Below are 14,007 nucleotides of genomic sequence, written 5' to 3' on the forward strand. Positions count from 1 at the left end.
GGTAAGACGGTTCATGCCGGTTGCAGCATTGCTGCCGTAACCGGCATGAACAGGGTCAGATCTGCTTTTCCGGCAGATGCACCACCAGACCATTCAGGTCGTCAGTCACTTTGATCTGACAGGTCAGACGCGACCGAACCGGATCCGGTTCCCAGGCAAAATCCAGCATGTCCCGTTCCATGTCGTCCATGCCCGGGATCCTGGCGGCCCAATCCGGGTCCACATAAACATGGCAGGTGGAACAGGCGCAGGCCCCACCACAATCGGCCTCGATCCCGGGTAGATTGTGGTCACGCGCACCTTCCATCACGGTCAGGCCGGCGGCCACTTCAACAACATGCTTGGTGCCGTCATGTTCGACATAGGTGATCTGAGCCATCAATGTCAGTCCTTTCTCATTCAGCCGGTATGGCGGTTTCATTGGGATTGTCGGTGAAATAGGCGATGCGTTCGTTCAGCACGCCGGTCTGGTCAAAGCGGATACAGGCGGCACCGCGAAATTCGGTTCCGGTGACGCGCCACCAGCACCAAGCAATCGCAGGGGCGACTGCGGGATTCGTATCCACAACCGTCAGATCCGAATACTGCAAGAACGGCACGGGCACCTTGCCGCCCGCCATTTCAGCACCTGCTGCGCGGAATTTCTCAAAGAACCGACGAAAACCGTCGCGCCTGATTCGTCCTGTGTCCGGGTCATCGTAGAAGAACGCAGGGGCGGTCGCCGACAGGCTCAGGTCCGCGTCCCCTGTGCGCCAGCCTTCCAGATAGAGGTCAAGCCATTCTCTTTGCTGCATTTTTTAAAACCACCTTAGCGAAATTGCAAAACCGCGGGCTACGCCAAACTGCGCTGGGGCTGCTCAGCTTGAGAGATTCGCAGACACCTGACCCTTAGCCTACTGGTTCAGCCGAAAACTGACCGAAAATCAAACAATAAATTCATATTAGAGAGGGCTGAATTGCGTATTAGGCAAAATAAAGGTTGCAATATTACTGATTCAGCATACCTTGATTCGTAATTCGCAAGCCACGCTGCCCATCATGCCCCAGATCGGGAGAGCGGCCCCAACAGGAGGGACCTTGTGACCGGAACAGTCAGCAATTCAACTTCTTCGGCAGGAATGCCGAAACCGAATACTCCAGTGCCACGGCAACGGTTCTTCGAATTCAAGAAGGATATCCCCGCCAGCTGGAGCGTGATCCTCGGCATCGCCGTCTGGATTTGTTTCTTTGGCTTTTGGGAATACGCGGTCTGGCAGCAATGGACCAACGAAATTCTGCTGCCTGGCCCGGTCAAGGTGCTGGACGCACTCTATACCATGTTCGCTGAAAACGGGTTTTTCAACGATGTTTTGATCAGCGTCTGGCGTGTCATGTTCAGTTTTGGGCTGGCCTGTGCCGTCGCCATCCCGCTGGGCATCCTGATGGGCACCTTTCGCACAGTCGAAGCCTTCTTCAGCCCCTTTGTGTCCGCTTGGCGCTATCTGCCTGCCCCGTCGTTCATCCCGCTGTTGCTGATGTGGTTCGGTGCCGGCGACACCCAGAAACTGGCGCTGCTGTTTATCGGGGTGATCTGGTTCCTGATCACGCTGATCTCGGATCACGTCAAGGCCGTGCCTGCGGATTTGATCCGGACCTCGGTGACCTTAGGCGGCAGCCGCTGGCAGGTGCTGCGCACCGTGGTGGTGCCCGCCTCGCTGCCCAATATCACGATTGCCATGCGTCAGATGCTGGCGGTCAGCTGGACCTATCTGGTGATTGCCGAAATCACCGCCGCAGATGCGGGTATCGGCGCCGTGATGATGCGCGCCAAACGGTTCCTGCATGTGGACGAAATCATGGCCGGGATCCTGGTGATCGGTGTGCTTGGCCTGTTCTTCGATTTCCTGCTGCGCCAGGTGTACCGCTTTGCATTCCCCTATCTGGAGGGCCGTAGCTGACCCCAAAGACATGACCCAACACGCCCATCAAGCGGACAAACCGCACAGGTCGAAACCTATGGGCTTTCCCAACAGGAAAAGGAGACAAACATGAACCGGACCCAATTGCGCAACACGACGGCAGCCCTGTTGCTTGCCTGTGCACCAACGTTCGCCACGGCAGCCGAAAAGGTCAAGATCTCAGGCTTCACTTGGCCCGGCTACGGCTTTTGGCACATTGCGATCGAAAAGGGCCTGGCCCCGGATCTGGACCTGCAATACCAGACCATCGAAGACCCCTATGAAAGCTTCAACCTGGTTGCAGCCGGGCAGATGGATGTGGTCAGCTCGACCGCGGAATTCACCCCTGTTGGCGTCGAAAGCGGCCTGCCGATCAAACTGGTGGCATTCGGAAACCTCTCCTATGGCACGGACAAGATCGTCGCCGGCCCAGGCATCAACAGCGCCCAGGATCTGGTCGGCAAGGAAGTCGCGGTTCTGGAAGGGGGACTGTCGCAGATCTTTGTCGCCATGTGGTTGGAGCAGAACGGGCTAGCCTATGATTCCGTCACCTATCGCAACATCATCGCCGATGACGCATTCGCCGCGATGATCGGCGGTGGCGTAGCCGCGTCCGAATTCTGGGAACCCTACGGTGCCAATACGCTCAAGGCGCTGGATGGCTCCAGCGTGCTGGCCCAGTCCAAGGAACCTTATTGGCTGCAACAGGGCGTGGTCGCCGACGGGCACTACATGACCGAAACCTTTGTGACCGAACGCCGCGACACCGCGCGCAAGACGCTCAAGGCAATGTATGACGCGATCTCCTGGTGGCAGGACAACCCAACCGAGGGCAACCAGATCATCGCCGACGGCATGAAGATGAGCGTCGCCGACGTGGAACTGGTGCTGGGCAAGGATGGGTCGCGCACCGATGGCGGGCTCTATGTCTACGACTTTGTCGAAGCTGCGCAATTCTGCGGCTCGGCCCCTGGCAATCCGCCCTTTGAGCAAACCAATGGTCAGATCAACGACCATTGGAACCTGGTCAGCGAATGGTGGGTCAAATTCAAACTGATCAAATCAGTTCAAGCCCCGGACAAAGGTATCGAATGCGACCTGCACCGCGAGCTTTATGACGCTGGCTATCGCGGCTGATCAGCTCTTTTGAATTGACCTCACCGGGGTCGGGCGGAATCCCTGTCTGCCCGGCCTCACCCCCCTCTCCTTACGACGCAAAGGGCCTGCCATGCCTCTGGACGATGTCATCCTGACCGCAACCAATGTTTCAAAAACCTTTGGGAAAAAGACCAACACTGTCGAGGCGCTGCGCGAGGTCTCATTCTCGGTCGCCCGGAACGAGCTGTGCATTCTTCTGGGTCCGTCAGGTTGCGGAAAATCCACCCTGCTAAACATTGTGGCCGGGCTCGAAGATCCCTCGGGCGGTGGCGTCAGTCTCGAAGGCAAACGCATCCATGGCCCGGCACGCGAACGCGGCATGGTGTTCCAAAGCTACACCTCATTTCCCTGGCTGACGGTGTTCGAAAACGTCGAATACGGGATGAAGCTGAATGGCGTACCCAAGGCGGAACGCCGCGAACGGGCCGAAAAGTTCATCGATCTGGTGCATCTGACCCGGTTTCGCGACGCCTATCCCAAAACGCTGTCGGGCGGCATGAAGCAGCGCGTTGCCATCGCACGCACCTTGGCCAATGAACCCGATATCTTGCTGATGGACGAACCCTTTGGCGCGCTGGATGCAGAAACCCGCTGGCACATGCAGGAAATGCTGCTCGAGATCGTCGAAACGACCCACACCACGATTCTGCTGGTCACACACGACATTCAGGAGGCGATCTTTCTTGCCGACAAGATCGTGTTTCTGTCAGCGAACCCCGGACGGCTGAAAACCATTCTCGAACTGGACTTCAAAAAGGGCAAAGAGCTGAAAAGCAAGGAAGATCTGATCGCCCTGCCCGGCTATCTCGAATGCGAACGCGAAATCACCGCGCTGATGCGGGCCGAGGCCGGAAAGAGCAAGGACGATTACTGATCCTGAGGGTCGGGATCCTCCCCTCATCACGCCAGGCGACATGCCTGGCAATCAACCTGCTAGCCGGACTCGCATGACCCCTCAGCAGCAGGCTTCAGCCCTGCTGCTGTTCCCAGTCCCGCTTCAGCAGGAACTGGTTCTTAAAGTTCTTCAGGCCCAGCATCACTTCGGCGTCGACAATGTCCTCAACACTGTGGATGTGATCTTCGAGGAACGAGGCCATATTGTCTGGCTCATCACAGACGATTTCGATCAGCAGGTCAAACCGCCCGGTCACCCACAAAATGTAAACAACGCTCGACACTTTGCTTAGCCGGTCAGCCACCGCCTTGGGCGTCACACCCGGGGCAACCTTGACGCAGACCATGGCGTCAGCCTTGTATTCGGTGGCGCGCGGATCGGCGATGGCGACAATGCGCAGCATCCCGGCCTCTTTCATACCGTTGACACGGTTACGAATGGTGCCTTCGGAGACTTTGAGCTTCTGGGCGATTTCAGAAAACGCCATGCGCCCGTCCTGTTCCAGCATTTTAACGATTTCGCTGTTCAGGCGCTCTTCGACGGAATGGGTGCCACGCTGGCGCGTGGGTTTGTCCGGATCGTTGCGTCGTATCGTGGAATTCAAAATGCGCCCCTGTTCACCTCAAACTGGCGCGCAGGCTGTCTGCGGCCCTTCTTTGCGATCAAACATAAGGTGGCGGACAGGCGATTGGCAAACGTATCCCGATTGAAAAGGGGCCACTGCGGCCTGTGGAACACGATTTTCTGCGAATTCGTTACCAAGATGCCGCATTTGTCTTCGGTATCGGCAGATGATCCCGTACTCCAGCGTTTTTCAAACGGGATTAACGCTATAGAAGCTCCTGAATGTTGGCATCAAGCTGCGCGGTGAATCCGGCGTCATTGCCAGGGTTGGCGGCGCAATGGCCAAAATCGGACGCATACGGCCGGAAGATCGCGCCAGGGATCAACGCGGCCTCGATCTCGTTATCTTCAGGCGGGAAGTAAAGATCACGGGTACAGGGCATCAGGATCGTGCGGGCCGTGATCGACCCCAGAGCTGTCTTGAAGTCCCCGTTGAACACTGGTCCGGCGCTGACATCGCCCGCCTGCCAGGTCGCCAGCTTGCACAGCAGATTGTTGGCATCCCAGTTTTCCGCGTGATCAGTGGCCCAGTCGTCCATCAGCGCGGCCGGATTGTCATATCCCAACTGTTGATACAGCCCATCGCGATAAAACGCCTGTGAAAACGCCCAACCCGCATAGACCCGGCCAAAGGCTTTCAACCCCTCAATCGGTTGGGTGTCATAATGCCCACCGTTCCACACAGGATCAGCGCACAGCGCGGCTTTGACCCCTTCGAGGAAAACGAAATTATGCGGCGAGGTGCGCGCCGAGGCGCAAAACGGCAGGATCGCGCGCACCATATCAGGGTATTGCACCGCCCATTGATAGGACTGGCACCCGGCCATCGACCAGCCGGTAACCAGCGCGATCTGCGTCACGCCCATTCGTTCGGTCAGCAACCGGTGCTGCGCGGCAATATTGTCGTGCAATGTGATGTGGGGAAAATTCCCCCCCGCTTGATCGCCTGTGGTGTTGCTGGGCGACGAAGACACACCGTTGCCGAACAGATTGACCGAAACGATGAAATGGCGCGCTGGATCCAGCGCCCGGCCGGGGCCAAAAAATCCTTCGTTGCGGTCATGGCTGCCGGTGTAAAAGGTCGGCATGACAACGACATTGTCACCCGCAGGAGACAAGGTGCCGTAGGTTTTATAAGCCAGCTGCGCCCCTTTGAGCACGCCACCACCAAGGAGCGGATGATCGCCAAGCTCAAAGATTTCATAATCGCGGGACATAGCTGGCCTTTCGAGGATAAAAGTAGGCAAACAACGCCCTTGTTGACGATGTTTGCCCAGGTGGAACAAGGCGGACGGGAGAGCGATGTCCGCGTTGCCAGGGATCTTTGATCGGATCAGTACAGCCGCAGATATTCCTGCACTTCCCAATCGGTAACCGACTGGTGATAACGTTCCCATTCGTCATTCTTGTACTCAAGGAACGAATGGCGCATCACTGGACCCATGACATGTTTGGCCATGTCGTCGTGGCGCAGGGCTTCGATCGCGGCATACAATGTGCGCGGCAGACGGCGGATGCCCAGCTCTTCCAGCTCAGCTTCGGTTTTGGCGTAGAGATCAAAGTCGGTGGGCTTGCCCGGGTCGACCTTGTTTTTGATCCCCTGCACCGCACAGGTCAGATGCATCGCCATCGCCAGATAGACGTTCATGGTCATATCGCAGGCGCGGTTTTCGATGCAGTGACGGCTTTGCGGCAACCGGAACTGGGCCGAGCGGTTGTTAAAGCCATAGGTAATGTTGGTCGGCGCCCAGGTTACAGTGCCGCCTTCGAACCCACCCACACGCGGCACCAGGCCGTTATAGGAGTTCACAGTCGGACAGGTGATCGCGGTGATCGCCTCGGCATGCTGCATCAGGCCACCCACGGCCCAGCGGCTTTCATCCGACCAATCGCTGCCATCGGGGGTTTCGAAGATGTTTTCACCCGGGCGGCTTTCGTGGTGCATCGACATGTTGATATGTGCGCCCGACCGCCAGTCGCCGACAGTGGGCTTGGGCATAAAGGTCACGAACATACCGTGTTTCTTGGCGACTTCTTTCAGCACGATCCGCAGGAACGCCAGACGGTCGGACATTTCCAGCATGTTGGTATAGTGGAAATCCAGTTCAAACTGGGAATAGGCCCCTTCGGCCACCACGTCATGCAGGTTCCAGCCCATGCCTTCGATGATGTCGATCATGTCCTTGAGAAAGGGCATCGAGTCGATCGAATATTCCACGTCATAGCCAAATGCCTGACGCCGCGGCGAGATGGCTTTGCCCAGATCATCGTCAAACGCTTTGACCGGCAAGCCATTTTCGTCATATTTCATGACGATAAATTCAGGCTCGACACCCGCATAACCGGTGTATCCGTCTTCCGCAGCTTCATGCATCGCACGCTTCAGCGCCTGACGCGAACAGACATTATACGGTGCATCTTCCCAATAGAGATCCGAGAAGATGATCGCCAACGAGGTGTCCCAGGGGCAGATATAGACCGCGTCCAAATCCGGAACCACGACCTGGTCGCTGTCGGCCGGGCTCAGCTCGGGCACGAATGAGATCGAGTGCACCGCAAACTGCGGTCCCTTGCCCAGGCAGAGCTGTTCAAAATCGCTCATCGGTACCGGTTTGGTCTTGGGAATGCCGTGCAGATCGATCCAGGCCGCCATGACGTATTTCACGCCGGCTTCTTCCAGGTACGCTTTGACTTCGGAAATGCGGGGGCGATTGCGTTCAACCGCGTCCTCGAAACGTTTGTAATAGATCTGCGATGCCGGATTCGACTTCAACATTCTGGAATACCTCCTGTTCGGCGCTGCCGCCTTTGCTTGTTCATTCCGTCAACCACGTGCCTGCTGTTCAGACAGCGCCATTCGGCGACGAAAACTCTCACGACACGTCCGATTTCCAGGGGTGAACCGCGTTCAAGACCGGAACCGTCGATTGTCGCTCTCACCTTTACTCAACTGCGAAAAACAAAATCTGTCCAGCAGTTTTTTGCGAAATCATCATGTTTTTGTGCTGGATACATAGGTTAATCGCTATTTAAGTTGATGATACAGCAAATCAAGCCGCTCGGTCTTTGCGATTCCGATAGCCTGAAACCGCTTTTTGAACGAATCCGCAGCGCTATGATTCGCCGCCGCATTCACAGGCCACCCCCCCGGACACCGGACGTGGAGGGGCCCGGAGCAGAATTGCCAATTTGTCTGATATGGGCTTGGAGAAATCGGAGGACTGTCTTTCAGCCGGCTCTCTCAGCGGCGCAATCCGCCCGCAGGAAGAATGCATCAGACTGCGCGTTGCGGTCGGAAGCTGCAGAAAGGTTTTGATCGTGCGGGATGCGGATCATTTGTAGGCAGCCCCGGTTTTGCCAGAGTATCCTGCAAGCCTCCGACTATCGTGTTGCCGGACGCCATCACGGATGGTCGGTTCCAGAAGACGGCTCAGCAGGCAGCCAATGCCATGCGTTTTGCCCGTCAGGGCCAAGGCTGTACCGCCGGATGTGATCAGGTGCCCAAGAGGCCCTTGCGGGATTTCTCGTGGCGGCCCATACACCTGTTCTGTCGATTGAGCCGGTTTTTCACTTTTTGCCGGATCAGGTCAGCCAGTGCCTGATCAGCCGAGGTTTTTGGGGCACCCTTTTGGGGTCCGGGCTGGACGGGGGCCTTTAGGCCAATCCGTTTGTCTAGCACAGAGAGCCCCGTGCCAGACCAATTTGGGCGTGTTACTTCATCGCCTGTGACAGCACACACATCAATTCGAACATCAGCGAAATGCCCAGCCAGGCAGTGTTGCCCGCGGCGTCAAAGGGGGGGGCAACTTCGACGAGATCGGCACCGATGAGGTTCACACCAGCCAATTCGCGGATCACCTGCTGGGCCTGAAAACTGTTGGGCCCACCAATTTCAGGGGTGCCAGTACCCGGAGCAAAGGTCGGGTCAACAAAGTCGATATCATAGGTGCAATAGGTTGGTTGATCGCCCACAATCTCGCGAACCTCGGCCATGACATGGGGGATGCCGCGGTCAAACAGTTCTTCGATCCGGATGATGCGCACTCCCTGTTCGATCCCCCAATCGATGTCTTCGGTATTGTAAGCCGTGCCGCGAATGCCAACTTGAACAAACCGCTGCGGATCAACAAACCCTTCTTCGATGGCCCGACGGAAAGGGGTGCCGTGGGTGAATTTGTTGCCACCAAAGTAGCTGTCGAACAGATCTGTGTGGCTGTCGAACTGAATCAGGCCGACCGGGGCCTCGCTGGCCATTGCGCGCAGGATAGGCAAGGTGATCAGGTGATCCCCACCTGCGGTCATCGGCGTGATGCCTTGGGATTTGAGATCACGATAGAACCGAGTGACTCGGTCCAAGCTGTCCAGAATGTCCACCGGGTTGGGGGGGACATCGCCCAAGTCCGCGCAATTGACGCTGGCAAAAGGGTTGACGCCTGTGGCCGGGTTCATCGCCCGGATCATCGTCGAATAGTCTCTTAACTGGCGGGGTCCATGACGCGCACCCGGTCGGTTGGTGGTTCCGCCATCCCACGGCACGCCGATCAATCCCATCTGAACTTCGCCGTACCGGGGATGGTCCGGTGTCAGGTTGGGCAGGCGCATGAAGGTGGGCACACCGGCGAACCGCGGCAGATCCATGGCTGAAACAGGTTGGAAAAATTCATTGATCTGATCACTCACGTCTGGGCCTCCTGCGCCACGTTTTCTGCCACCATCGAAATCATCTCGAACATGATCGCCGAAGCGGTCAGCGCGGTGATCTGGTTCGGGCTGTCCTTGGTCGGCATCATACAGACGATATCGCCGCCCACGATGTTCATTCCACGCACTGCACGCAACAGGGCAACAGCTTCGTCAATGTCGAACCCTTTTTCGCCTGGCTCCAAGTTGGACACACCCGGGGCAATTGTCGGATCAAGACAGTCGAGGTCAAAGGTGATATAGATCGGGCGGCCCGCCATGACCTGTTGAATCTGGGCTACCACATTTTCGACGCCGCGTTTGCGAAAATCCTTCATGGTCACCACATTATAACCATAGTCATAGGACGGCTGCAGCCAGTCCAAAGTACGGGCATGGCCCCGCAGGCCGATCTGCATCGAATGGGTCGGGTCGACCTTGCCCTGATCGGCCAGATAGGCCCCCCAATGGGCCGCCGATTTCCGCGCACCCAGAAAATGATCCACTTTGGTGAACACATCCGTATGGGCGTCGAAATGCAGGAAACAAACCGGCTCACCGTTGGTGATCTGGCCACAGCCGATGGCCTGTACGATGCCCCCAGTGATCGAATGATCCCCGCCTACCGAAATCGGACGTGCACCGGCGGCGTCAATTTCGGTATAGAAGCGGGTGATTTGCTCGATGCAGTCTTCGTTGTCATTGGCGCGGGGGAATGGCACGTCCCCTACATCGACGATATTGGCCGCTTCCCATGGGTTCAGCTGAAATTCACCGTGCACCCTGCGAGCAACGGATGATACATTTCGCAACGCACGGGGGCCCAGATGCTGGTCACGTTCAGTCGTGCCATTGCCCGTAGAATGAGGCACCCCGACCAAGGCGATGTCCTTGCCCTCGGGTCCTTCGTTCGGGCAACGGAACATGGTGGGAATGCCCCACCAGTACAGGTTTTCCATCATGGATTTCAGATGTTCGTCAGCCATGTCAGCCTCTTGTCGTAACGAAAAAAAGGCCCCGACACCAAAGAACGTGCCGGGGCGAGGGAGAAGGTTTACTTAGCTGCCGCCACCGACCTTGCGGCGGTACATGCCTTGGGCGATCCGATCGATGACCATGGCGCAGAACAGGATGGCGAGCCCGCCCAACAGACCCTGCCCTTTGGCAGCGTATTGCAAGGCTTCCAGGATCAGAGCACCCAGCCCTTCGGCACCAATCAGCGAGGCAATCACAACCATAGACAATGACATCAGGATGGTCTGATTGATGCCGGTCATGATCGACGGCAGCGCCAATGGCAGTTCCACATTGAACAGCAGTTGCCGTTTTGAGCATCCAAACGCGATAGCAGCCTCTTTGGTTGTTTCGGGCACACCACGCATTCCCAACGCGGTCAGCCTGATCACCGGTGGCATGGCAAAGACCAACGTGGCCAGGACTCCGGGTGGCTTACCAGTGCCAAAGAAGGCAATGATCGGGATCAGATAGACAAAGGCGGGCATGGTTTGCATGAAATCCAACACCGGTTCGGCAAACGCGTACGCGCGTTTTGATTTGCCAAACCAGATGCCCAACGGGATACCGATCACCACGCACAAAAAGGCCCCTGCGCCGATTAGCGCCACGGTGATCATCGCCAGCTCCCACAGGCCCATAAAGGCGAGATAAGCCAGCGAAGCAGCGGTAAAGATCGCCACACGCGGCCCGGCCAGACGCAGCGCCATCACCACGGTGACAAACATCACCACCGGCCAGGGAGTCTGGATCAACAGGACTTCCAGCCCATCCAGCACCCAGCGAATGGCCGCGGTCACCCCGTCAAAAACATCGCCAAAATTATTGGCCAACCAGTCAAATCCCGCGTCACCTTTTTTTGAAAGATAGGCAAAATATTCCCTGCCTACCGGAAATTCAGTGATCGGAATTCGATCCCCCAAGATCCCTCCGGTCAGGTTGGCGACCATGTCGTCAGGTTTGGCGACAGTGAACCGGATCAGGGTCAGAGGCCAGATGGCCATAATCCCGATCAGGCCAAAGACAACGCCGGACCGTTTGAGCCCACTTTGTTCATTCTGCGTGGCCCGCCAACGCAAATACTGCGCTTCATAGGCGTAATTGGCATAAAACCCTTCGGCCAGCTTGACCAGTGCGAGCAACACCAACCCGGAAATCAGAATGAATACAGTTTCGCTGGCTGCATCGTTGGCGGCCTGAAGCGCTTTGTCCGCCGCACCTTTCAGATTATTGGCAATCTTTAACTTGGCCTCGGCGCCGGCGGCATCGCCTGCGGCTGCCAGATCTGCAGCCTGGGATTCGCGTTTGGCAATATTGGCGAGCAGACGTTCGTGACGGGCCAGTTGGTCCGCTCCAAGTTCCCCCCACAATCCGCGCCCAATTTGCACCAAGGCAAACAGTTCGACCATCAGGAAGATCCAGAAAAATCCCCAAACGCCGCGCGCGGCACCCCAGATCGGGCCAAAAACGGCCGCGGGCCAGTTCCACGACCAGGAAAAACCGGTCTTGCCTTGGATGCGGGCGAATTCACGTTCATAGTAGGCGGCGTTCTCTTTGGCAAAGCTCGCAACATCGTGAGACCCGGTTTCCATGGATGAATCCTTCATGCCTTGCCTCCCTGAATACCTTTGAGCAGCGTGGCGCGATCGACCACGCCGATATCGGCCCCATCGTCTCCGGTAATGATAATTACGTTTTCAGTGGTGGTCGCGATGTCGATCAAATGGTCCAGATCGGTGCCGTGATGGGTTCGCGGACTTTCTTCGAAATTCACCGGCCGGGTGGGAGTGTATTCGCTGATCGGCACCATGATCGAATGGGCAAAAACCAATTTCAGCTTGGATATTCCGTCAACAAAGTCCCGCACATAATCATCGGCTGGCTGGGTTACGATCTCTTCGGGTGTGCCGATCTGTATGATACGACCATCTTTCATGATGGCTATACGGTTTCCGATACGGATCGCTTCGTCCAGATCGTGGGTGATAAAGACGGTGGTCTTGTGCAACTCCGCCGACAGCGCCATGAACTGATCCTGCAACTGCCGCCGGATCAGCGGATCAAGCGCAGAAAACGGCTCGTCCATCAGCAACACATCCGGGTCCGAAGCAAGCGCCCGGGCCAACCCGACCCGCTGCTGCATTCCGCCTGACAATTCGTTGGGAAACCGGTCTTCATAACCGGTCAGATTCACCCGCTCCAAACATTTTTGCGACACTTCCCAACGCCGCGACTTGGGCTCTCCGCGCACCTGAAGCGGAAATCCCACGTTGTCACGCACAGTGCGGTGCGGCAGCAGTGCCATATGCTGGAACACCATACCGATATTATTGGCCCGCATGTCGCGCAATCCTGCATCCGACAACGCCATCATGTCGTTACCCATCACGCTGATCTGGCCAGCGGTGGGTTCGATCAGCCGGTTAAGGTGGCGCACCATGGTGGACTTGCCCGACCCGGACAGCCCCATCACACAAAAGATTTCTCCCCGTTTCACTGAAAAAGACACATCGGCAATGCCGACGACACATCCGAACTCCTTCAACACTTCGGGTTTTCCCAGCCCACGGTCACGGATAGCAGCCATAGCCGCATCAGCATTCGTGCCGAATATCTTCCAGACTCCGTCTAGCGTGATTACATCTTCTGTCATTGTTTTCTCCCGGTCTGGCCGATCGGTTCCGGTTGGTGGGGGCAGCATCCGCCTCAAATGCTGCCCCAAGAGGTTCAGTTGAACCAGGAATCAACCAGGTCGCCATTTTCATTGACCCACTTGCGCGCGTATTCCGCCGGGTCGATACCATTGACCGACAGTTCGTATACGATGACATTGACTTGTTCCGTGGTCAGCTTGACCTGGGACAGCATGGCCGCCGCTTCGGGTTGGGAGTCATTCAGCGTTGCCGAATAAAACACGTGCAACTTGGCTGCGTCCCATGCGGTTGGTGCAGTCGAGTTCTCCAACCAATTCGGGTCATCCGTGGGCTGGCTGATCTTCCACTGCGCTGCATCATAAGCAGGTTCGGTCAACGGCACCAAATCGTAAAGCGAAAACATATGGTGCGGCGTGTAGCAATAGAACACGATATTTTCGCCCTGCGCCACGGCATTGTCGACCTGGGCCAACGCCAGGGCTTCGTCCATTTCCATCAGGTTCATGGTCTCGGCGTAGCCGTAGGATTTGGCGCGGATCTTTTCGACATTGGTCGATGCCCAACCGGCACCGCCAATCCAGATTTCGCCCCGGCCGTCGCCATCGGTGTCGAAATTTGCCGCCATATCCGGATCCGTCAAATCAGAGAGAGCCGAGATCCCTGTCCGTTCCTGCGTGTCCTTGGTCACACAGATCTGCTGATCCGACAGAACCGCATTGGGGTTCAGGGCGACGCTACCCTTGTCCGTGACAAAGGTGTCATGCAGGTTCTGCTGGTTGGGCAACCAGACCTCGGGATGCACATGCATCGCGCCGGAATCCATTGCTTCGAAAATGATCGGGTTGGTTCCATTCTGCAACTCGACTTCGAGCCCCAGGTTATCTTCCAGTGCCACCTTCAGAATATGCGCGGTACCACGGACCGAAGCCCAGTTGGGCACGCCGATGACAACGTCAGCGGCGAGTGTTGCAGTACCAAGAGACGCCGCCAGGGTCGCCACCGTCAGTGTTTTCCAGGTTTTCATTTTTTTCTCCTAAGCTGTTGG

The 14,007-nt window shown here is 56.9% G+C and carries 13 protein-coding genes; 3 read left to right on the forward strand and 10 right to left on the reverse strand.

What is annotated here, in order from left to right; genetic code table 11:
* Window positions 1-55: 55 nt before the first annotated feature.
* The gene (locus tag QEZ52_RS22310) at window positions 56-379 is read right to left on the reverse strand and encodes a 2Fe-2S iron-sulfur cluster-binding protein (RefSeq protein WP_343211694.1); all 324 of its coding nucleotides are present in this window, start codon (window positions 377-379) and stop codon (window positions 56-58) included.
* 16 nt (window positions 380-395) lie between these two features.
* Window positions 396-794, reverse strand: coding sequence for a hypothetical protein (locus QEZ52_RS22315; protein ID WP_343211557.1), 399 nt, complete (start codon window positions 792-794; stop codon window positions 396-398).
* A gap of 285 nt (window positions 795-1,079) precedes the next feature.
* Here QEZ52_RS22315 and QEZ52_RS22320 point away from each other — a divergent pair, with 285 nt between their 5' ends.
* The 3 genes from QEZ52_RS22320 to QEZ52_RS22330 all read left to right on the forward strand — a co-directional run bounded on the left by QEZ52_RS22320 (window position 1,080) and on the right by QEZ52_RS22330 (window position 3,969).
* Complete coding sequence (locus tag QEZ52_RS22320; protein ID WP_406651321.1) at window positions 1,080-1,937, forward strand: ABC transporter permease; 858 nt, start codon at window positions 1,080-1,082, stop codon at window positions 1,935-1,937.
* Between the two features lie 90 nt (window positions 1,938-2,027).
* Entirely contained in the window at window positions 2,028-3,074 is a 1,047-nt protein-coding gene (locus tag QEZ52_RS22325) for an ABC transporter substrate-binding protein (protein WP_343211559.1), read from the forward strand.
* A gap of 91 nt (window positions 3,075-3,165) precedes the next feature.
* Window positions 3,166-3,969 carry an ABC transporter ATP-binding protein gene (locus QEZ52_RS22330; RefSeq protein ID WP_343211560.1) on the forward strand — a complete coding sequence of 268 codons (804 nt, stop codon included), beginning with the start codon at window positions 3,166-3,168 and terminating at the stop codon, window positions 3,967-3,969.
* Window positions 3,970-4,063: 94 nt separating this feature from the next.
* Here QEZ52_RS22330 and QEZ52_RS22335 read toward each other — a convergent pair whose 3' ends face one another.
* From QEZ52_RS22335 to QEZ52_RS22370, 8 genes are all read right to left on the reverse strand, one after another.
* Window positions 4,064-4,594 (reverse strand): Lrp/AsnC family transcriptional regulator, encoded by a 531-nt coding sequence (locus QEZ52_RS22335; RefSeq protein ID WP_343211561.1) that lies wholly within the window; start codon window positions 4,592-4,594, stop codon window positions 4,064-4,066.
* 226 nt (window positions 4,595-4,820) lie between these two features.
* Window positions 4,821-5,831: an alpha/beta fold hydrolase gene (locus tag QEZ52_RS22340; protein ID WP_343211562.1), complete on the reverse strand. Its 1,011-nt coding sequence runs from the start codon at window positions 5,829-5,831 to the stop codon at window positions 4,821-4,823.
* Between the two features lie 116 nt (window positions 5,832-5,947).
* On the reverse strand, window positions 5,948-7,390 hold the full coding sequence (locus QEZ52_RS22345; protein WP_343211563.1) for a glutamine synthetase family protein: 1,443 nt from the start codon (window positions 7,388-7,390) through the stop codon (window positions 5,948-5,950).
* 935 nt (window positions 7,391-8,325) lie between these two features.
* Window positions 8,326-9,252 carry an agmatinase gene (gene speB / locus QEZ52_RS22350; protein WP_406651398.1) on the reverse strand — a complete coding sequence of 309 codons (927 nt, stop codon included), beginning with the start codon at window positions 9,250-9,252 and terminating at the stop codon, window positions 8,326-8,328.
* Between the two features lie 38 nt (window positions 9,253-9,290).
* Window positions 9,291-10,280 (reverse strand): arginase family protein, encoded by a 990-nt coding sequence (locus QEZ52_RS22355; protein ID WP_343211565.1) that lies wholly within the window; start codon window positions 10,278-10,280, stop codon window positions 9,291-9,293.
* A gap of 72 nt (window positions 10,281-10,352) precedes the next feature.
* Window positions 10,353-11,915, reverse strand: coding sequence for a proline/glycine betaine ABC transporter permease (locus QEZ52_RS22360; protein WP_343211566.1), 1,563 nt, complete (start codon window positions 11,913-11,915; stop codon window positions 10,353-10,355).
* The gene (locus tag QEZ52_RS22365) at window positions 11,912-12,961 is read right to left on the reverse strand and encodes a glycine betaine/L-proline ABC transporter ATP-binding protein (protein ID WP_343211567.1); all 1,050 of its coding nucleotides are present in this window, start codon (window positions 12,959-12,961) and stop codon (window positions 11,912-11,914) included. The genes QEZ52_RS22360 and QEZ52_RS22365 overlap by 4 nt, the downstream gene beginning before the upstream one ends.
* A gap of 74 nt (window positions 12,962-13,035) precedes the next feature.
* Complete coding sequence (locus QEZ52_RS22370; RefSeq protein WP_343211568.1) at window positions 13,036-13,986, reverse strand: glycine betaine ABC transporter substrate-binding protein; 951 nt, start codon at window positions 13,984-13,986, stop codon at window positions 13,036-13,038.
* Window positions 13,987-14,007: the final 21 nt, after the last annotated feature.

Source organism: Aliisedimentitalea scapharcae, from assembly GCF_045277565.1.
Classification (GTDB): domain Bacteria; phylum Pseudomonadota; class Alphaproteobacteria; order Rhodobacterales; family Rhodobacteraceae; genus Aliisedimentitalea; species Aliisedimentitalea scapharcae.